The organism is Alkalibacterium putridalgicola (genome assembly GCF_040959045.1).
Classification (GTDB): domain Bacteria; phylum Bacillota; class Bacilli; order Lactobacillales; family Carnobacteriaceae_A; genus Alkalibacterium; species Alkalibacterium putridalgicola.
In genome coordinates, this window is record NZ_CP162615.1 from 46546 (window position 1) to 67164 (window position 20619).

At 42.3% G+C, this 20619-nt stretch carries 17 protein-coding genes and 2 pseudogenes; 15 read left to right on the forward strand and 4 right to left on the reverse strand.

Annotated elements, in window-relative coordinates; translation table 11 throughout:
* Positions 1-5: 5 nt before the first annotated feature.
* The 3 genes from rpe (at position 6) to AB4027_RS00230 (ending at position 5701) form a co-directional block, all read left to right on the forward strand.
* Entirely contained in the window at positions 6-659 is a 654-nt protein-coding gene (gene rpe, locus AB4027_RS00220) for a ribulose-phosphate 3-epimerase (RefSeq protein WP_368645530.1), read from the forward strand.
* Positions 660-725: 66 nt separating this feature from the next.
* Positions 726-2726, forward strand: a complete 2001-nt coding sequence (gene tkt / locus AB4027_RS00225; protein ID WP_368645531.1) for a transketolase — start codon at positions 726-728, stop codon at positions 2724-2726.
* 1562 nt (positions 2727-4288) lie between these two features.
* On the forward strand, positions 4289-5701 hold the full coding sequence (locus AB4027_RS00230; protein ID WP_368645532.1) for a DEAD/DEAH box helicase: 1413 nt from the start codon (positions 4289-4291) through the stop codon (positions 5699-5701).
* A gap of 326 nt (positions 5702-6027) precedes the next feature.
* On the opposite strand, the pseudogene AB4027_RS00235 reads toward AB4027_RS00230, so the two are convergent.
* Positions 6028-7347 (reverse strand): annotated as a pseudogene (locus AB4027_RS00235) (IS1380 family transposase).
* Between the two features lie 238 nt (positions 7348-7585).
* Between AB4027_RS00235 and AB4027_RS00240 the strand changes: the two are divergent.
* The 4 genes from AB4027_RS00240 to AB4027_RS00255 all read left to right on the forward strand — a co-directional run bounded on the left by AB4027_RS00240 (position 7586) and on the right by AB4027_RS00255 (position 9481).
* Positions 7586-7855: a DegV family protein gene (locus tag AB4027_RS00240; RefSeq protein WP_368645533.1), complete on the forward strand. Its 270-nt coding sequence runs from the start codon at positions 7586-7588 to the stop codon at positions 7853-7855.
* Positions 7848-8459: a DegV family protein gene (locus AB4027_RS00245; protein WP_368645534.1), complete on the forward strand. Its 612-nt coding sequence runs from the start codon at positions 7848-7850 to the stop codon at positions 8457-8459. The genes AB4027_RS00240 and AB4027_RS00245 overlap by 8 nt, the downstream gene beginning before the upstream one ends.
* A gap of 225 nt (positions 8460-8684) precedes the next feature.
* Positions 8685-9158, forward strand: coding sequence for a YbaK/EbsC family protein (locus tag AB4027_RS00250; RefSeq protein WP_368645535.1), 474 nt, complete (start codon positions 8685-8687; stop codon positions 9156-9158).
* Between the two features lie 14 nt (positions 9159-9172).
* Positions 9173-9481, forward strand: a complete 309-nt coding sequence (locus AB4027_RS00255) for an MGMT family protein (RefSeq protein ID WP_368645536.1) — start codon at positions 9173-9175, stop codon at positions 9479-9481.
* Positions 9482-9855: 374 nt separating this feature from the next.
* Here AB4027_RS00255 and fabV read toward each other — a convergent pair whose 3' ends face one another.
* Positions 9856-11052, reverse strand: a complete 1197-nt coding sequence (gene fabV, locus AB4027_RS00260) for an enoyl-ACP reductase FabV (RefSeq protein ID WP_368645537.1) — start codon at positions 11050-11052, stop codon at positions 9856-9858.
* Between the two features lie 182 nt (positions 11053-11234).
* On the opposite strand from fabV, the gene gloB reads away from it, so the two are divergent.
* A complete protein-coding gene (gene gloB, locus AB4027_RS00265) occupies positions 11235-11939 on the forward strand; it encodes a hydroxyacylglutathione hydrolase (RefSeq protein WP_368645538.1) in 705 nt (234 codons plus the stop codon).
* A gap of 76 nt (positions 11940-12015) precedes the next feature.
* Here the strand turns inward: gloB and AB4027_RS00270 are convergent, their stop codons facing one another.
* A complete protein-coding gene (locus AB4027_RS00270; protein ID WP_368645539.1) occupies positions 12016-12723 on the reverse strand; it encodes a pseudouridine synthase in 708 nt (235 codons plus the stop codon).
* A 347-nt stretch (positions 12724-13070) separates the two neighbouring features.
* Between AB4027_RS00270 and AB4027_RS00275 the strand changes: the two genes are divergently transcribed.
* The 3 genes from AB4027_RS00275 (at position 13071) to AB4027_RS00285 (ending at position 16904) form a co-directional block, all read left to right on the forward strand.
* Positions 13071-15317: a putative bifunctional diguanylate cyclase/phosphodiesterase gene (locus tag AB4027_RS00275; RefSeq protein ID WP_368645540.1), complete on the forward strand. Its 2247-nt coding sequence runs from the start codon at positions 13071-13073 to the stop codon at positions 15315-15317.
* Positions 15318-15531: 214 nt separating this feature from the next.
* The gene (locus tag AB4027_RS00280) at positions 15532-16398 is read left to right on the forward strand and encodes an alpha/beta fold hydrolase (RefSeq protein ID WP_368645541.1); all 867 of its coding nucleotides are present in this window, start codon (positions 15532-15534) and stop codon (positions 16396-16398) included.
* 113 nt (positions 16399-16511) lie between these two features.
* Positions 16512-16904 (forward strand): VOC family protein, encoded by a 393-nt coding sequence (locus tag AB4027_RS00285; protein ID WP_091490017.1) that lies wholly within the window; start codon positions 16512-16514, stop codon positions 16902-16904.
* A 35-nt stretch (positions 16905-16939) separates the two neighbouring features.
* Here AB4027_RS00285 and AB4027_RS00290 read toward each other — a convergent pair whose 3' ends face one another.
* On the reverse strand, positions 16940-17431 hold the full coding sequence (locus tag AB4027_RS00290; RefSeq protein ID WP_368645542.1) for a cupin domain-containing protein: 492 nt from the start codon (positions 17429-17431) through the stop codon (positions 16940-16942).
* Positions 17432-17627: 196 nt separating this feature from the next.
* On the opposite strand from AB4027_RS00290, the gene AB4027_RS00295 reads away from it, so the two are divergent.
* From AB4027_RS00295 to codB, 4 genes and pseudogenes are all read left to right on the forward strand, one after another.
* A complete protein-coding gene (locus tag AB4027_RS00295) occupies positions 17628-18476 on the forward strand; it encodes a metallophosphoesterase (protein ID WP_368645543.1) in 849 nt (282 codons plus the stop codon).
* A 77-nt stretch (positions 18477-18553) separates the two neighbouring features.
* The gene (locus AB4027_RS00300) at positions 18554-18724 is read left to right on the forward strand and encodes an OsmC family protein (RefSeq protein ID WP_368645544.1); all 171 of its coding nucleotides are present in this window, start codon (positions 18554-18556) and stop codon (positions 18722-18724) included.
* A gap of 18 nt (positions 18725-18742) precedes the next feature.
* Positions 18743-19027, forward strand: a pseudogene (locus AB4027_RS00305) (OsmC family protein); the annotation flags it as partial.
* A gap of 341 nt (positions 19028-19368) precedes the next feature.
* Positions 19369-20619, forward strand: a complete 1251-nt coding sequence (codB, locus tag AB4027_RS00310) for a cytosine permease (protein ID WP_368645545.1) — start codon at positions 19369-19371, stop codon at positions 20617-20619.

Below are 20619 nucleotides of genomic sequence, written 5' to 3' on the forward strand. Positions count from 1 at the left end.
TCAATATGACAAAAGTAGGAGTATCTATACTATCTGCTGATTATATGAATTTTACTACAGAATTGAAGTCCATTAATCAGTCAGGTGCAGAGTATCTTCATTTGGATATTATGGATGGTCATTTTGTTCCAAATATGACTTTTGGACCCGAAATGGTCCGTCAGATGTCCAGGGAATGTTCATTGCCGTTAGATGTTCATCTGATGATTGAAAAACCTGAACGTTTTATTAAAGAATTTGCGGAAGCAGGCGCTGAAATTATCACAGTTCATTACGAAGCCTGTTTGAACAATCTGGATGAAGTCTTGAGCTCCATCAAGGAGCATGGTTGCAAACCAGGGATCGCCATCAATCCTGATACATCTGCAGAAAAGATAAAGAAATACATTTCTGAAATTGACTTGATTCTTCAAATGACCGTTTTTCCAGGTTTTGGTGGACAAAAGTTCATTGAATCGACTCTGGACAACATTAAACAACTTTCGAAATGGAGAGAAGAAGAAAACTTGTCATATATGATCGAGGTAGATGGCGGAATTAATTTCTCCACTGCAGCTGATTGTGTCAATTCAGGTGTAGATTTATTGGTGGCGGGCTCTTTCTTTATCGATTCTGATAATAAAAATGAGTTAGTGAAGGAACTTCAAGAACAGATTTAAATTTTTTTTGACAAAGTTTGTGATAAAGAGAACTTATGAAAAAGAATCATTAGGAGGAAATTTTTTATGTTTGACAAAACTGATCAGATGGCAGTGGATACAATCCGCACTTTAAGTATGGACGGAATTCAGAAGGCAAACTCAGGTCACCCGGGTTTACCTATGGGCGCCGCACCTATGGCTTATGTTTTATGGAAGAATCACTTGAATGTAAATCCCAAGAATCCAACTTGGTTCAATAGAGACCGATTTGTCCTTTCTGCAGGACATGGTTCAATGTTACTGTACAGCATGCTTCACCTGTCAGGATTTGATGTGACCTTGGATGACCTAAAAAACTTTCGTCAATTCGAAAGTCGCACACCAGGTCACCCAGAAGTTCACATTACTGAGGGAGTTGAGGCAACAACAGGACCTTTGGGACAAGGGATTGCCAACGGCGTGGGCATGGCAATGGCCGAAGCACATCTTGGAGCGACATATTCAAGAGATAATCATAAACCGGTTGATCATTATACCTATATGTTATGTGGAGATGGCGATTTAATGGAGGGAGTATCAGCTGAATCAGCAAGTTTGGCTGGTCACCTGAAATTGGATAAACTGATTATGCTATATGATTCCAATGACATCTCTCTGGATGGTCCTACATCCAAAGCATTCACCGAAAATGTGGGTGACAGGTTCAAATCTTACGGCTGGCAGCATATTCTCGTGAAGGATGGCAATAACTTAGCTGCTATCGATCAAGCGATTGAAGAAGCAAAACAAGAAACTGGCAAGCCCACCATCATCGAAATCAAAACCATCATCGGTTTTGGTGCCCCTAAAGCCGGAAGTCACGCTGTACACGGTGCACCACTTGGAGTTGAAGGTGTGGAAGCTGCTAAAAAAGCTTATGGCTGGAAAGGTGAAGAATTCTTCGTTCCGAAAGAAGTAGCTCAGCGTTTCCAAGAAACTGTAATCGCAAGAGGGGAAAAACTTAATTCTGAATGGGATGACCGCCTGGCCGAATATAAAAAAGCTCAACCAGAACTTGGCAAACAGCTTGAAATGGCTATCAGTGGGGAAATGCCGAAAGACTGGGACAAAAACCTGCCAGTCTACGAAGAAGGTGGAAAAGAAGCCGCTACCCGTAGTATCAGTGGGGAAGTCATCAATGCAATCGGTTCGACCGTTCCTAATTTCTGGGGTGGAGCTGCCGATTTATCGAGTTCCAACAAAACAATGATTGATGGATCGAAAGATTTCCAACATGGACAATATGAAGGACGGAATATCTGGTATGGTGTGCGTGAATTTGCGATGGCCGCAGCTATGAACGGTATACTTCTGCATGGGGGAACGAAGACATATGCTGCAACTTTCTTCGTCTTTACAGACTACCTGCGTCCAGCTGTTCGGTTGGCAGCCATTTCCAAACTTCCCGCAATTTACGTCATGACACATGACTCCATCGCCGTTGGCGAAGATGGCCCGACACATGAACCGATTGAACATCTTTCCAGTTTAAGAGGTATGCACAACCTGACTGTTCTACGTCCAGCAGACGGAAATGAAGCAGTTGCAGCATGGAAGGTTGCAATGACTTCAACCAATCGACCAACGATACTGGTGCTAACTCGTCAAAACTTACCGGTTTTACCGAAAACAAACGAATTGGCTCCTCAGTATGTTGAAAAGGGTGCATATGTCCTGTCACCCCAAAGTGGAGAAACACCAGATGGTATTTTGATTGCAACTGGTTCAGAAGTTCCCTTGGCAATGGAGGCCCAAAAGCAATTGAAAGAGAAAGGACATGACGTTTCCGTCATTTCCATGCCAAGTACCGATCTATTCGACATGCAGGATGAGGCGTATAAAGAAAGTGTATTACCAAAAAATGTTACAAAACGACTTTCAATTGAAATGGGTTCTTCATTCGGTTGGGAACGTTATGTTGGTATAGAAGGAAGAAGTCTGAGCATCGACACGTTTGGAGCGAGCGGTAAAGGAGAAGTCATTATTGAGGAATATGGTTTTACTACGGAAAATGTGGTTAAAAACTATTTGACTTTTGAAAAATAAAGCTTAATTCAACTATTATGAAATGAACTTGAAACTGAATAATGAAAGACCGCAAAAGGATGACGACAGTGGATTTTTTCCACTGTCGTCATCCTTTATCGATTCTACGTCAACTAATGTTGGTGAAGAATAATAGTAGCCATTTTTATATTATCGTAGAGTATATCTTGGCTGACTAAGCAGCTGAGGTGTGCTCTTCACTATATTGTACAACCGAACATGGTGAATAATGCATTTAAAGGGTGAGTTGTTTAAATAAGCTGTTTTATATAGGATTAGATGCTTATCCTTAGCATTCAGAGATAGATTTAAGAAATTAGTAAAAAAAATTAAGAGCTATACTATATAAATGAGTACGTTTTTATTATGTAAGAAATTAAAGAAATGATTCTGGAGTGGACATAAACAGCCTTTCTTCATGATGGGATGTCTTATAGGTGAGGAGAGAAATACCTGTATTGTTTTATTGAAGGTGATGGTTTAATTCTTAAAAAAGGCAAGAGAAAAACCTCCTGAGATTCATCGTGTTCAATTTCATAAAGGTGTAGAGTATAAGAGAAACAGAAAAGACCTGTCTTAATTAATTCTAAAACGTTTGAGAGTACTGTATTAAGTAAAGAAGCTTTTAGAAGTGCAAGTCTATGACTAGAAAGCATTTATAATATACGTCAGACGACTGTCGTTTCAAAAGTGATGGGGGAAGAGGTTACAATAAAGATATATTTCATCAAATCATTGAAAAACGTCAGCGAAATGAACACTTCAAAGATGCTTATCATGTAAACGAGAAAATTAAACAGCGTATGTGTTTCGATAAAATTAATGGAAAAGAAAATGAGACAAGCAGTGCGTATATACAATATCGATCTTGTTGAATTGGTTATAGCTATGATTGAAAGTCGTATTTAAAGAAATGATGAAAAAGCTACTGAATATAGAGAAGAACTTTCACAGTTGAGAGTTTATTTATATTGAAATTGAAATAGTCTAATACCTTTAGAAGTGAGAGACCTGTCTATAAATAAAGGGATTAGCGTGTGTGAGAGTAATCATCATTCTTATAGATATCGCATGAAACGACAAGGATGCGTTTTTTCAGCTAGAGGTGTACGGAATGTAACAGCGATTATTTCTGTACGTAAGAATGGAACGTATCTCAAGCCTAAACAAATAAAATACCTAAGCCTTCACTGGAACTCCAACTGAAGTTTAAAGGTGCTGTGAGAGCAGCTCTGAAGAAAAGTAAATTCAGACCGTCAATTAGTGTGAAAATTGGAAGAGTAGCTAAATATGGTTCCTCATCAAGCCCAATGGTGCCATTACAGAAATTTCTAAGTTAGACCTTTTTTTCTCAGCTTCTAAAAGCTATTAAAACGAAAATGATTCGAAAAGGAAAAAAATATAATAGTATTTCAGACCTCTAGAATAACTTTACACATAAGCTTTTTTGAGAAAAATCTGTAAATGGTTTAAAATCTGTTATAATAACTAAACGAACTAAAAGAAAGCAGGAGAATATAATTAAACAATCATTTGAAACTTTCGGGATCAGTCCCGAGATAGTGAAAGCACTGACGAGTTTACGTTATTACAATCCAACGGCGGTACAGGAAGCAGTTATTCCGTTGGCTTTGGAAAAACAGGACGTATTAGTTGAGTCTCAAACAGGGAGCGGGAAGACTGTTGCTTTTGGTATTCCGCTTTGTGAACAAGTTGAGTGGGAAGAGAACAAACCGCAAGCTTTAATTCTGGTCCCGACGCGAGAGCTGGCGCTGCAGGTGAAAAACGACATCATGAATATCGGACGTTTGAAACGGATAAAAGTTACCGCGATATTCGGGAAGACCTCCTTTAAAACACAGAAATCTGAACTCAAGCAGAAAAGTCACATCGTGGTCGGTACGCCGGGCCGGATGCTGGAGCATTTGAAAGAAGGCACATTGGTCGTCGATAATGTCAGCAGTCTCGTTCTAGACGAAGCGGATGAGATGCTCAATATGGGCTTCATCGATCAGGTAGAAGACATTATTGAACACTTGCCGAAAGAACGTCAGACGATGCTGTTTTCTGCCACTATGCCGCCCAAAATAGAGGAGTTAGCCAGTTTTTATATGAGGCCTGACCGGGCTTCTGTCAAAATGGAAGCATCAGAAGAGAACACACCGAAGATTTTCCACTCTTATATCAATGTGGATGAAGCAACCAAAGAAAAACAGCTGCTGGATTTGCTGACCGTCGAGAATCCCGACGCCTGCATCATCTTCTGTAATACGAAAGATGCAGTGGATGCTGTTGAAAAACAGTTGAACAAAGCCGGTCTGCCGATCGACAAGCTGCACGGCGGGATGGATCAGGACGACCGTTTGGCTGTGATGGATGACTTCCGCTCGGGGAAACTCCGGTATCTGGTGGCGACGGATGTGGCTGCCCGTGGGATCGACATCGACAATGTGACCCACGTCATCAACTACGATGTACCATTTGAAAAAGAGAGCTATACACACCGGACCGGTCGGACAGGCCGTACAGGTAAAACAGGTCTGGCTTTGACGATGGTCAGTGACAGCGACCAGAGACGTTGGCAGGAGGTTCGTGACTATGCCTTCGACGACAACCAGGAACTTACGGAAGTCTTTGCCCCTAACGATCGCCTGGTCAACCGTTCAAAAGCTGCGTTTGAAAAGAAAATAAATACCCGGGTCAAACCGAAGATCGCCCGCAATAAAGAGTTGAACAAGGACATCACCAAGGTTTACTTCAACGGCGGCAAGAAGAAAAAACTGCGCGCGTTTGATTTCGTCGGGACACTAACAAGTATAAGGGAGGTCTCAGCTGAAGATATCGGCATCATCACGATCCAGGAGAATGTCACCTACATTGAAATACTGAATGGTAAAGGTCCTTATGTCATTTCAGAAATGCAGGACCGCACGGTTAAAGGAAAAACACTGAAAGTCCGTAAAGCACGCAAGTAATACAGTATCCTCCATAAGTTAGCAGTAAACTTATGGAGGGTTTTTATTGTCGTAGAGGTAGAACGTTCTAACGGTATTAACCTCACTTTAAATTTTAAGTGTTATATTTCACTGAAATAAACCTGAATTATTCATACCTATAAATGTGGATAACTTTTTCTGTTATACATACTCTATATTTTGGAATTTTTAAGTATTGACTGTCTTTAATGTTGCTTTGAATCCTTCTCGCGCACATCCAAAGCAAAAAGCTGGAAAAAAGAGCCTAAAGACCCCTTGGTCTTACAAAAATAAAAAATATTAGAGAGATTCGCATTTTGAATTAGCTAACACAATAGAATCAGCTGTTGAATGTTCTCCAGTATTTTCCAGAACAGTGAAGAGAAAACATAACCTGTGGATAAGCGGACCTGAATTTTACGCGCGTGCCTTGTCAGCCGTCCAGCAATGTGGAAAACTTTGAACCGAATAGTCGACACTGTTGATTTTTTCTCTTGCTCTGGGAACGTCAGCTCTTTCATTAAGTGAATGACATTATAGGCAATACAACTCATCATCATGCGCGCTTGGTTCGCAAGAAACGTTGAACTATCTGTCTTATCAAAAGAAAATCCCAGCTTCACTTCTTTGATATAGTTTTCCATTGTTCCTCTTTTTTGGTAGAGCTTGAATAGCGTTTGAGAAGGAATATCAAAAAAGTTAGCTACGATAAATTCAAATGATGTAAACAGGAACTGGCCGGCTTCACGTGTCGCTTTCACTGCTACTTTACGGGCCGTTTTCCATGACCCCGCTTGATAATCGACTGTAAAATACTGCGATTCTTTCTGTGTAAGATCTGTATCCGGTCCGTAAAGGACCTTGCGTTGAGCCATGCTTTTCAATCGGGCATTGACTTTGAGACGAATAATATACTTCACTTGTTCTTTCTCACATAAGTCATAAATTTCCGGTTTGGCGAAGCCACTGTCCCCTCGAACCGTTAAAAACATATCACAGGAATGTTACTTGTGCTGATTGATGATATCTGCTAAAAAGACTTCAGCTTTTGTAGATGTGTACACATTGCCCGGACGAAGTTCGGCACCTAAAAATAAGCCAGTCAGTCCATCAAAAGCCACTAGAGGATGATAGCCCGTTGTGCCGTAGTGTGTATTGAAGTCAGTTTGTTCTTGTTTTCCATAAGTGTCTGAATGAGTAGAGTCCACGTCAATAATCATCTGCTGCATATTTTTGTGTTGGATGGAGATGTTGGTCAATTCCTTGGCAATTGATTGAAGTTGACCGATATTTTCTTCAGACAAGTGATGAATAAAACGAGAAACCATAGATTGTGAACCCAAGATCGGTTTATTTAACCCCTGTTGAAAAACCGGATCATGGCGCAGCCAATTCGCTGAAGAATCCGTTGAATAACCGGCTATTAGTTGCACAAGAACCTGCATGAACAAATCAATATAATCATGTGTGCAATAGCTTCTTGAATCATCAATATGCAATGATTCGTTGACCAACTCTTTGAATTTGATCTTATGAAAAAATTCAAAGAGCAAAAGAAGACCGGCATCATTGGATAATTGTCCACCATCGTTTGAAATGACTAATTGGGGATTGAATTGTAATTGTTTTTCTTGTAAAGTTTCCATATAAGAGCACACCTCTTTTTGGTATTTAGGTTTTGGATGACTTTACAATATCACAGAGTGTGCTCTTTTTGCATTCTTTTCACTTCACCTAATGGGTGAAGTGAAAAGATAGAACCAAACCATTGTAGATCAACGTTACAAACCGATTTACGTTTGAACTATGAATTATTCAGGATAAAGTATACTATGCAATAGTCCCCGAGAGCTTAAGAGGGGTAAAACAATGGGGGAAACAAAAATGATTAAAATTATGGCTGATTCAACGTGTGATTTGTCGCAGGAGATCGTGGAGCGATATAATATTGGCATTGCACCTTTGAACATTGAAATTGAAGGCATTAACTACCGTGATAAAGTGGACCTGACGTCGGATGAGTTTTTTGAACGCCTGCCTGAAATGAAAGAGCTACCTAAAACGGGAGCACCGAGTCCTGAGGCTTACTTGAATATTATTGAAGAAGCGATGACTGAAGGTTACAGCGAATTTTTTATGTATCTGCATGTCTAGTGGTACAAGTGCCTCTTATCAGGCAGCCGAAATTGCAAGGGAATCGTTTTATGATAAAAACGAGGAGACAGACGTGAAGATCCATGTCGTTGATTCCTGGTCGATGAGTCATGGCAGCGGCTGGCTGATCATGAAGTCGGCCCAGCTGCTTGAAGCAGGCTATTCCTTTGAAGAACTGATCGCTTTCAATGAAACGCATAAAAAACGCGTGAAGCACTTTTTATGCGTGGAGGATCTGCACAATTTAACGAAAAGCGGACGTATATCGAATACCGGTGCCTTTATCGGCAGTCTCCTTCGGGTCAAACCGATCATGTCCATGAAAGACACGAAAGGTGCCATCGTAGCCAAAGCAAGAGGCACGAAGAAGGCACTGAACTATTATGTTGAAGAATTTCAAAAACGCGTTGACCCGGAGTGGACCACGTTCATCATTATCGGGTATTCTAACGACAAGAGCATTGCAGAGCAGCTGAAAGAAAAAATCAAGCTGAAAAAAGATTTTATTGGAGACATGCACATCATGCAAATGGGTGTGGCTGTTGGAACACATGTCGGTCTGGGCGGCTTGTCCTTGTTCTTTATGGAAAAAGAAACGATATAAAAGTTGATCGATACGCGTCCTTCAGGATAATTCCTGGAGGGCTTTTTTATCTCATGTGATGATCAGAAAGATGATAAAAAGTCTCTGTCGATATCTTTGATTTAAGAAGGAAGCAGAGTATACTAAAAACAAGAAACTAAAAGAAAGCACAGGATTAAGAACTCTTAATAATCATGATGAATGGGTATTCTTTTTTTAAAATTGCTCAGAGGAGGACTGACTGAAATGCTCGTCGATCTTAAAGCGTTTTTTAACAAGCATTACATTGATTTTGAACTGTACGACCATGATCCGATCTACACTAATGAAGCTGCCGTGCTCATGAAAGAAGAAAAAGGATTTACAGGGACGGAAACCAAAGCGCTCTTTCTGAAAGGGAAATCGGGACAGTACTATTCATTCGTGACCTTTACGACAAAGAGTACTGATTTTAAACAGTTGAAAAAAGTGGCAGGGGAGAAAGTGTCCATTGTAAAGCCGGACGAAATGGAAGAAGTCACTGGCCAGAAACCGGGTGCCGTGACACCACTGGGCTATGAAGCGTCCATACCAATGATCGTGGATGCGGAGTTGTTTGAGCAGGAAAAACTTGTCTTTGCGCCTGCCCGGCCGGATCAGACGATGGTCATCAAGGCTGAAGATTTAGAAAAAATCACTAGACTTTTGGGAAACGAGTTATTGATCTATCGTGAAAAATGAAAGGAAAGTAAGTAATGAGCCGGGTTTTAGATGAGGATTTGATTTACGAAATCTTGTCAGTCGTCGAAGAGATACCTGAAGGGAAAGTGGCGACTTATGGACAGATCGCCAGACTGATCGGCAGAGAACGCAATGCCCGGCTGGTCGGCCGCGTGTTGAGCATGGCTGAGTTCTATGGCAGCTACCCGTGTCACAGAGTAGTGAATCATGCCGGACGATTGGTGCCCGGCTGGAGCGAACAGAAACAGCTCCTGGAAGCTGAGGGAGTGTCCATGAGGAATATGGACCATGTGGATATAAAGAGCTATCAGTGGTATCTTTGAGCTGATCTGAATCAAGGGTAAACACTTCATGTCCATTTTGAAGCGCAGGAAAACCAGGCAACTTCTTGGAGATGTTAGAAGTTGCCTGGTTTTTTTGCACCTTGAAAACCGATAAGCAGGCTGATCTTCAGAAGTTGGGACACTAACACAGCAAACTTCTGAAGATAGGCAGCGTAACTTCTGAAGTTTCACCAAAAAGTGCTCTCACTTCTTACGTTTATCAGTTAACTTAAGAAGTGACCGATGTTTTTCTGAATACTCCTGAAGATCCAGAAGAACATTCGCTTTTTCGAGAGAGATGAATAAAAAATCACTAGTGAAAACAGAAAAAAGGTTATGGCTTTATCCGCCATAACCTTTTTTACTTATGTCGATCAGTACTCCATTGCTTTCAGCTCGTCGATCGTGACCTCTTTTTCAATAAAGCCATCGACCATGAAGCCGCTGAGGTTGGAGAATTCTTTATAAAAGAGAGCGTAGGCAGTCAGATCGGTATTGAAGTTCTCTTCGTTGAGTTCACCGATCAGTGCTTTTGTCTGTGCCTGTGTATCGCTGTCCAGTTCCCAGCTGTCCGGGCGCAGACGTCCCTCTTCGTCATACTCAGGCTTGTCACCGTAGATCATGTCACGGTAAATACGGTCCATATGCATGATCGGTGTCTCGTGGGTCCCTTTTTCCGACATCACTTTATACAAACCGATGCAGTAGACCGGGAAGAAGGGGATGACTGAACTGGCTTTGGTCGTTACAGCAGTAGCTACGACGATCTGAGCCTTGCCGTTGATGTCTGCCAGCAGTTCGTTGATCGTGTCTGCTTTTTCATCACAGTCGGCTTTAGCGCGGCCGAGCGTGCCGTGACCGTAGTAAGGATGATTCAATTCTGAACCTAAATAAGAATAGTTCGTTGTCAGAACACCTTCTGTCAATACGTCGGCTTCTTTCAAGGCTTTCAACCAGAGTTCCCAGTCTTCTCCGCCCATGACTTTAATCGTATCTTCAATTTCCTGTTCTGTTGCAGGTTCCAGAGTTTCTGTGTAATAGTCTTCCTTTTGCATATTGATGTTCGGGCCGACGACCGGCTCACCGATGGCTTTGATCGATGACGTGTACGTTTCGCCCGTTTCTGGATCGGTCCGTCTGCCGCTTGCCAGACTGTAAACCACGAGGTCGACTTTTCCGCCGAATTCGTTTTTGATATAGTCGATGACTTCTTGTTTGGTTTCTGTGCTGAAGGCGTCCTGCACGAAGTTTTTGGCGATCAGACCCTCTTTTCCAGCGGCTTCTTTAAAGGCGATATTGTTGTACCAGCCTGCTGTTCCGAGGTTGCGTTCGCTCTTTGGTCCTTTTTCATAGGAGACACCGATCGTATCTGCACCGGCACCGAAAGCCAGACTGATCCGTGTCGCTAAACCGTAGCTGGATGAGGCTCCGATGATGAGGACTTTTTTCGGCCCTTCAAATGTCCCTTTACTTTTTACGTGATCGATGTGATTCAAGACTTGCTGTTTGCGTCCAAGCGGGTTGACACTGACTGCAATGTTTCCTCGAAGTTTTTGTTCAAATTCCACCATGCTTATTTTCCCCCTGTTAATTTGTTGTAAGTCCATAATAGCAGAAAACAGATTTATTTTGAACATCAAAGTATTTTTTATTCTCATCAGCTGCTGTGGTACTCGATAAGTTAGATTGGCTTGAAAATCTGCTATACTGAATAAAGACAGATCGATCTATTTTTTAGCGAGGAGTGTTTTATATGACTATTCATCCAATCAAGGCTTTATCTGACAATTATATCTGGGTCATCGAGGAAAATAACAAGGCCATCGTCGTCGATCCCGGCGAAGCTGAAGGGGTACTTAAATTTCTGAAAGAAAAACAGCTCTATTTAAATGCCATTATTCTGACGCATGACCATGAGGACCATACAGGAGGGGTAAACAGGATTTTAGCTCGTTTTCCAGAAACGCCCGTATACGGACCGGAAGAAACGGCTGATCTGAACACAGAGACACTAAAGGGCGGGGACACCGTTGAACTCTTAGGACAGCAATTCCAAGTAATGGTAACGGCGGGACATACCAATGGGCATATCAGTTTAGTGATGAATAATGACGCTCTTTTCTGTGGCGACGCCTTGTTCTCAGGTGGATGCGGCCGGGTCTTTACGAAAGATTATCAGGCCCAGTTTGCGGCCTTAGAGAAGTTCAAGGCGCTGGATGACAAAGTGAAGGTCTATGCCGGTCATGAATATACAGAGAAAAATCTGACCTTTGCTCAGTCGATAAAGCCGGAGAACCAAGCTGTTTCCGATGCTCTGGATGAGGCGAAACGCCTAAGAAAAGAAGAGCGTCCGACCCTGCCGTCGACCATCGGGAGAGAAAAAGACATCAATCTGTTTCTTCAGGCGGAAACGCTGGAAGCCTTTAAAGAACTGCGCCAGGCGCGTGACGATTTCTAATAGAGGCAGCATAAAAACAGCCCATCACCGACTGCATCAGTTGAATGCAGTCGGTAATAGGCCTTACATAACGGGTTTACCATTCTCTAGGAGTGTAATTTAATTCTTTAAAAAGCTGTCTTTTCTCTTTCTTGGATAGATAGCGCCACTGGCCGACTGGTAGTTTGCCTAAGTGGATGTTCATGATCTGAAGCCGCTGAAGGCGATACACGTTATACCCTAAAGCCTCACACATGCGACGGATCTGCCGGTTCAGCCCCTGGGTCAAAATGATCTCGAATTCATATTTGTTCACCTGTGTTACTTTAGCGGGAAGGGTCGTCGTGTCCAGGATATCGACGCCTTCAGACATCTGCTGGAGAAATTCCGGTGTGATCTGGCGGTCCACCGAGACGATATATCTTTTTTCGTGTTCATTTTCAGAACGCAGGATCTCGTTCACGATGTCGCCGTCATTCGTAAGTAAAATAAGGCCTTCTGAATCCTTGTCCAGGCGTCCGATATGAAACACACGGAACGGATGGTTGACCAGGTCGACGATGTTGCCTTTGACGTCTTTTTCGGTCGTACTCGTGATGCCGACAGGTTTGTTCAAGGCGATATAGACATTATTCCGGGCCACAAAGATCTGATTACCGCCCACACGGACGTCATCTCCCGGTTCGACCTGACTGCCGACCTCTGCCTTTTTACCGTTGATGGTCACTTGCCCTTGTTCGATCAGTCTGTCGGCACCCCGTCTGGAGGATTTACCCGCTTCGCTGATAAATTTATTGATACGCATGCTGACACTTCCTTAATTTGAGGATGTTTATCTCTATTCACTATACCTTAAATGAATAAGGAATCAAGGCGTGAGCGGTTTTAATACGACCTGTCTTCACTGTTGACATTTTTATTGAAACAATCTTAACTAACTAAAGAAAAGTGCGATAATAAGACTGTGGATTGTATAAAAAGAAAGCGTTATATCGCGTGGTAGATGTCTAATATAATAACGCTATATCTTAAAAAGGAAATAAATTTAGACGCTTATACAAGGTTAAGCCTGCAGTGAGGTGTGGGAGAAGAACAATCTGCAAGGATTTATGCTGTAAACGAATCATATATAGAGAGATTAGAGGGATAAGAGTGTTCAAGCGTGGAAGATTTATTATAGGCATAATGGGAATAAATATCATCATTTTTTATGGATGGCTAGTGTTCAGTGGAGGGAATTCCTGGCTGTTAGCGGTAGGGGTAAACCTTCAGCATATAGCCGGATTGATTTTTGGGAATGTTTTTACATTTAGAGCGTTCAAACGCATTAAAAATAAAGAACGGAAATTCTGGTCCATACTTAATGTAGGCTTGTTTACCTATCTCGTGGCCAATTTGTTCTGGCTGTTTTTTCTTATCGATGATGTGAGGACTGTTTTTTCAGAAAGTGCGTATTCTCTCTGGCTGGCCGCGTATATCCTGATTTTATCTTCACTGATTTACTGGATAAGGTGGGCGAAACCCAATGCCTTTAAAGGTGTTTATTTATTTAATATTATCATCTTTATGATTACCGCAGCTTCTATCAGTCTGCATTTTCTTATTGAGCCTATCATCACCTTATCAGGTGCTTCAGTATGGAATACGGCTGTCATGTTAGCCTATCCTGTTGTCGACTTGAGTTTGCTTTTCCTTGCAAGTATTATTTATTACCTGATTCATAAAGACAGGGATAAAAGTGTGATGCTGCTTATAGTCTCAGGTGTTTTTTTACATACGATGGCTGATTCGTATTCTGTCTATTCTGGAGCTTTAGAAAGCTATTCACGAGGGGGCGTATCAGATTTCCTCTGGCTGATGAGTATATGGTTGATCGGTCTGGCTGGATATTATATGACAGCAGCAAACGAAAAACCGTTGAAAAGTATAGAAAAAACATATGAAAAATTGAATGAGGTCATTCCTTATATCAGTACGGTCATACTGATCGTATTGGTCAGTGAAAGTTATAACTGGGATTTTAATATATTAAGCCTTGGGTTGGTTATCATCGTTTTCATGATCATCGGCCGACAACTTTTTGTGATCAAGGAAAATAATCGATTGATAGATGAATATCGGCACTTGGCTTATCATGACCCACTGACCGGCTTATATAATCGGGTAAGCTTCGAAGAGCACATGAACAGCGAGATGAAACAGTTCGATAATGGCAATACGGCCTTACTACTGGTCGATTTGGATCGCTTTAAAGTGGTCAATGATACGCTGGGACACCAGGCCGGCGACTACATTCTCGTGAAAATATCTGAATATCTGCAGCATATCCTGGGTCCAGATACTCAAATCTTCAGACTTGGCGGAGATAAATTCACCGTGGTCTTGTCTAATGCAACGGAAGAAAAGTGTATAAAGATTGCAGAAACGATCCTTGAAAAGTTCCAGCAGCCTCTTTCAATGTTTAACCATGAAATCATCGTAACGGCAAGTATGGGGATCAGTATGTACCCGACTCACGGAGAAACGTTTGAAGAATTATTTAAATATGCCGATGCTGCGATGTATCTTGCTAAAGAAGGTGGTAAAAACGGCTATCGTTTTTATAATGATGACTTGAATCAGAAAATGTCGCGACAGATGAGGATCGAGAGTGACTTAAGAAGAGCTCTTGAAGAAGAACAGTTTGAAGTTTTTTATCAGCCCAAAGTCGAATTGAAGACAAAAAAAATAATAGGGATGGAGGCTTTACTGAGGTGGCAGCATCCTGAACTTGGCTGGATCTCTCCGGCGGAATTTATTCCGATAGCCGAAGAAAATGGTCAAATCATCTCCATTGGGGAATGGGTTCTTAAAACAGCCTGTCTTCAAAGTAAAAATTGGCAGAAAAAAGGGCTGACGCCAGCCAATATATCGGTCAATGTCTCAGTTCGGCAATTCCAGCAGGGGACGATTTTGACACTGGTCAAAGAAGCCTTAGAAGAGGCAGAATTGGATCCACGCTTACTGGAAATCGAAGTGACGGAAAGCATCATGCAGGATACGAAAGAGAGCACAGAAATCATCCGCGGATTGAGGAGATTAGGCGTCCGGATCTCGATCGATGATTTTGGGACGGGATATTCTTCGCTCAATGTCATCAAGCAGCTTCCCATCGATACCATTAAACTTGATAAAACATTCATTGAGGATATGGCAAGTGCCGACCAGCAGGCCATGGTCAGAACCATCGTTAACTTGGGTAATGATCTGCATTTGAATGTCGTGGCTGAGGGAATAGAAACGGAGTATCAGTTAATTAAACTGATCGAAGCCCGCTGTGAGTATGGACAAGGTTATCTCTTTTCAAAAGCTGTGCGGGCAGAGAGAATAGAAGAGCTGCTCAACGAAAAAACAACTTAGAAAGGCCACTGATTTTATCTTACTAATAGATCATCAACCAGACGTTTTTCTCAAAATGAAGAGAAGAGCGTCTGGTTTTTTCTCGTTCTTTAAAACTAAACAGTCTTTTTTGAACGTTACAGTTGAATAATCTATGTCAGGTAAAATAATATGAACCTAAGAGAACAAGAATAGATAACTGAATGCATGAACCAAACAAGAGGAGGAAATTAAAATGGCAGCGCTGGAACATAACTATATCCAAACGAATGGGATCGACTTGCATGTCGCTGCAGCTGGTCCTGAAGACGGGACAGGCGTTCTGTTTCTGCACGGCTTTCCTGAATTCTGGTACAGCTGGCAAAAGCATCTTTCTTATTTTGCGGATAACGGCTACCGGGCAATGGCGCCGGATCAGCGCGGGTATAACTTGAGTGACAAGCCAAAAAGAGTCAAAGACTATAAACTGGATGAACTGGTATCGGATATCGTGGGACTGATAACAGCGTCTGGCAAAGAGACGGTCACTCTCGTGGGTCACGACTGGGGTGGGATCGTAGCCTGGCATGTCGCCAGACAGCACCCTGAACTCATTGATAAACTGGTTATTTTGAATGCGCCCCATGAAAGAGCGATGATCAAGCACATCCGTCATAAACCATCACAGCTATTGAAAAGTTCCTATATCTTATTTTTTCAGTTCAGAGGTATAGTTGAGTGGACCCTGCGTCTCCTTGACTGGAAACCTTTCACCAAAACAATGAAGAAAAGCAGTCAGAAGGGGACGTTCAAAGAGGCTGATTTAGACCAGTACGTTTCAGCCTGGTTAAAACCCCGTGCAATGAGCTCCATGTTGAACTGGTATCGGGCTAATGGAAAAACATTCATGAATGGACAGGGACCGATCCGTGTCACTGTACCGACTTTAGTCATCTGGGGGATGAAGGATCAGTTTTTGGATTCAGATCTGGCACATGAGAGTCTGGCGTATTGTGATAACGGGAAAGGTCTCCTGCTCGGGGAAGGAACGCACTGGGTCCATATTGAAGAAACAGAGCATGTCAGTCAGCGGATCATCGATTTTATTGAAGGAAAGCAGTAAAGGGTGAGAGCGGCAGTGGAATGACTGAAGACTTTTGCTTAATAACAGCTGAGTATAGGTGTATGCTATGTATGTGAGGAAAAACAATACTATATAAAAGGTGAGTGGAGAAAATGATCAAAGGGATTCATCATAAAGGACTACAAGTGACCGACATGGAGAAAACACTCCATTTTTACTGTGATATTCTGGGATTCACGCATGCATTCGATCTGAAAGACGATGACGGAAAGCCATGGATCGAATACGTCAAGGTTGCCGATGGGTCATTTGTGGAATTTTTCTATGGCGGGACTAAAGAAGAAAAACACCAGTATGATCACATTTGTTTTGAAGTGGAAGAAATTGAAAAACTAGCTCAGGAACTGAGAAAAAAAGAAGTCGACTTTGCTCAGGAGCTGTCTGTAGGGAAAGATACCAACACCCAGTTCTGGCTCAGAGATCCTGATGGTAACTGGCTTGAGTTCATGGAACTTGATCCGCAGTCCCCTCAAAAGACAAGTTGATTGATTGATAAAAGACTCGCTGACAACGCACCTGTTCATTCGGGGAGCGTGTCGTAAGCGAGTCTTTTTATGATAGTTGAGTGTTCGGGGTATTTTTCCAGCAGTTCTTTTTTCGTAAACAACCTGAAATCGGAGAAATCAAAGCCGGGAACGACCGTGCAGCTGACTAAGGCATAGCCGGTTTCGACTGTGGAACCAAAAATAGTCCCTGCTGGAACGGTATGATGCAGGTGATGCCCTTGTTCGATATCCAAACTTAGTGTGGTCTTTTTGTATGACCCATCGGGTAAAAGAGAATGGACGGTGAGTGGATGACCGGCATGATAAAACCACATTTCATCGGAAACAAGTCTATGAAAATGAGAGGGACTATCTGTGGTCAAAAGGAAATAAATCGATGTATACAAAGCAAAATCCTTTCCATTTTTCTCATATGTCTCATCAGATAATTCAGTTTGTCTGAAGTATCCATCTTCCGGATGAGGTTCAAGGTTCAATTCACTGATCCATTGTTCTGCTGTTTTCATCTTTCATTCTCCTCACATATCTTAATCTGATCTTTAGTATATCAGATAAAATCAGAGACCAGGTAAAACCTTTTAAAAATGCTTCATATTCATTGATTTGACCTATATCCGGTATAATAAGTATAAGAATAAGTTAGAGGGTGGAATGAGATGAAAAAAAAAGACAAAAAAATGGCTGGTTGCTGCCGGCGCAGTTTTGTTAGCTATCGCTATATGGGGATTTGTCGAACCTTACATCCTTGATGTTGAGGAAGAAGAAGCAGCGATAACGAACCTCCCTTCCGAGATGGAAGGTAAAAAAATCGCAGTCATTGGAGATTTTCAAATAGGCTTGTGGCTGGATAACGTGTGGACCGTGGAAAAAGCAGTGGAAGACGTGATCGATATGGATCCTGCAGCCATACTTATTACAGGGGATTACGTGTATCATGTAGACAATATGGATGACCCTGAAATAGCAGAAGTCATGGAAGTCATGCGTCCACTTGCAGAGAGTGGTATACCGGTTTACAGTGTGCTCGGGAATCATGATTATGCCATGTCCTCTCAAGATGTTGAGCCAAACACGGAACTGGCGGAAGGGCTGGCTACTGAATTATCCTCTTTAGGCATCATGATGCTGGATAATAAAAATGAGATCCTTCTAGAAGGTGTAAATACAGATTTATATGTCGTCGGACTGGGGTCGCACTGGGCTGGTAATGACTTGGCGAACAAAGCATTCGAAGGGGTCCCTGAAGAAGCGCCCCGAATGGTTCTGATGCACAATCCCGATTCATTTAAGACGCTGGCAGGTGGTGTATCCCCTGTGGCTGTAGCCGGACATACCCATGGTGGGCAGATACGTGTGCCATTTACAGAAACATGGTCTTATCTAAATCTGCTTCAGAGTGGAGAAGTCACTGCAGACGGATGGATAAAAGAAGATTATGGATCTGCCGGAAACAGCTTGTATGTAAACAGAGGCATCGGCATGAGTATCACTCCGATGAGGATAAATGCTGTACCTGAAATAACTGTCTTCACGCTTATTAATAAGGACTAAGTCATGCACAAATGTTCACAAAAATATCACATACTTACTATTTGTACTTATTTATTAAAAGTAGAATTAACGATATAATGAGCAAAGATTTTAGAAAAGGGATGATGATGGAAAACAAAAAAATGAAATTTGCAGTGAATGCTAAAACTGATGGGTTCGCATTAACAGCCAAGGCTGGAAAACATGAACTTATTCTAGATGAATCAGAAACAATGGGCGGAAAAAACACCGGACCTAATCCGATGTAGACAGCACTCGCTGCTCTCGTATCCTGTGAAAACGTAACGGCTAATATGGCCGCAAGAGAAATGGACTTTGACTTGAAATGTCTGACGATAAACGTTTCAGGTACATTTGACCCACGCGGATTCATGGGCGATGCATCTGTTCAGCCGTACTTTGAAGAAGTCACGATCAATGTCAAAGTAGACATATCAGAATCTGACGAACGCATCCAGCTCATTAAAGAACAGGTCGAAGCACGCTGCCCGAACTATACACTATTTAAAGCAGCAGGCGTTAAAATGAACGACACTTGGGTAAAAGCATAAGTCACCATGAAAAAACAGTCATCTGATGGCTGTCTTTTTTTGCAGTAAATTGATCCAGACTTTTTATGTAAAGTCACAGCTTTTTTCATATTTCTGATTGACAAGCAGAGAAAGTATTGAGATAATAACTCCAATTGAATATTGGTACCTTTAAATCAGTCCCGTGAGGCTGACAAGGACTACGGATGAAAAACAGGCGACAAGTGTATCGACTACACGTGTGTCTTTTTTTCGAACGCTTCTTGTCGTATCGGGCAGGAAGCTTTTTTTATGCAAATTTTTATGTATAAAAACCTGTCAGGTATGGGTACTAATAAGCAACCAAACAAGGAGGAAGAAAAATGGACAAAGACTTTTCACTACAGGAGGTACCACAGGCAAACCGCAATGGTTATTTAAGGATGTTTGTGGTCATGCTGGGCTTTACATTTTTTTCAGCCAGTATGCTTTCAGGCGGGGAACTCGGATTAGGACTCACGATGAAAGATTTTATCTGGATGGTGCTGTTAGGAAACTTTATACTAGGGGCGTATACGGGCGGTCTTGCCTATATCGCGGCGAAAACCGGACTGTCCACACACTTGCTGGCAAGATATGCATTTGGAGAAAAGGGGTCGTACTTGGCATCCTTTCTGCTGGGAGCGACCCAAGTCGGCTGGTTTGGAGTAGGGATAGCCATGTTTGCCGTACCGGTCAATCGTGTGACGGGCATCGACATGTTTACTCTGATCGTGATTTCAGGAGCGGCGATGACTTTTTCGGCATTCTTCGGGATGAAGGCTCTAGCCATCTTAAGTTTTGTGGCAGTACCTGCCATTGCAGTTCTTGGAAGTACATCAGTGGGTATCGCTGTCAGTGATCTTGGTGGTCTGTCCGAATTGTTTGCCTATCAGCCTGAACAGTCACTGGGTCTGGCTGCGGCGCTGACGATCTGTGTAGGCTCATTTGCCAGCGGAGGGACGCTCACACCGGATTTTGCACGCTTTGCAAAAACTAAAAAATCAGCGGTCCTTACCACGTTGATAGCCTTCTTCGTCGGCAACAGTTTAATGTTTTTGTTTGGAGCTGTTGGTTCCATTGCCACAGGGGCCGGGGATATTTCAGATGTCATGTTTTCTCAGGGTCTTATTATCCCGGCTGTCATTGTATTAGGGTTGAATATCTGGACGACTAATGATAATGCACTGTATGCCTCTGGCTTAGGCTTTTCCAATATAACTAAAATCAGTAAAAGTAAACTGGTTGTTTTCAACGGCATTGTCGGAACGTTACTGGCGATGTGGCTTTACAATAACTTTATAGGCTGGCTGACACTCTTGGGAGGCGCACTTCCCCCAATCGGCGCTATCATCCTGGCTGACTACTTTATTCTTAACAAAGGACATTATCTTAAGCTGGACGATATGGATCTAGAAATGGTCAAATGGCCGGCGATCATCGCCTGGATAGGCGGATTTGCTTCAGCACAATGGCTGCCGGGCATCCCGCCACTGAACAGTATGATCGGAGCAGTCGTCCTGTTTGTGGGACTGACTAAACTGGCAGAAAAAGCAACGGACCAGAAACAGGCGACTTTAGGGGAAGAGGTTTAA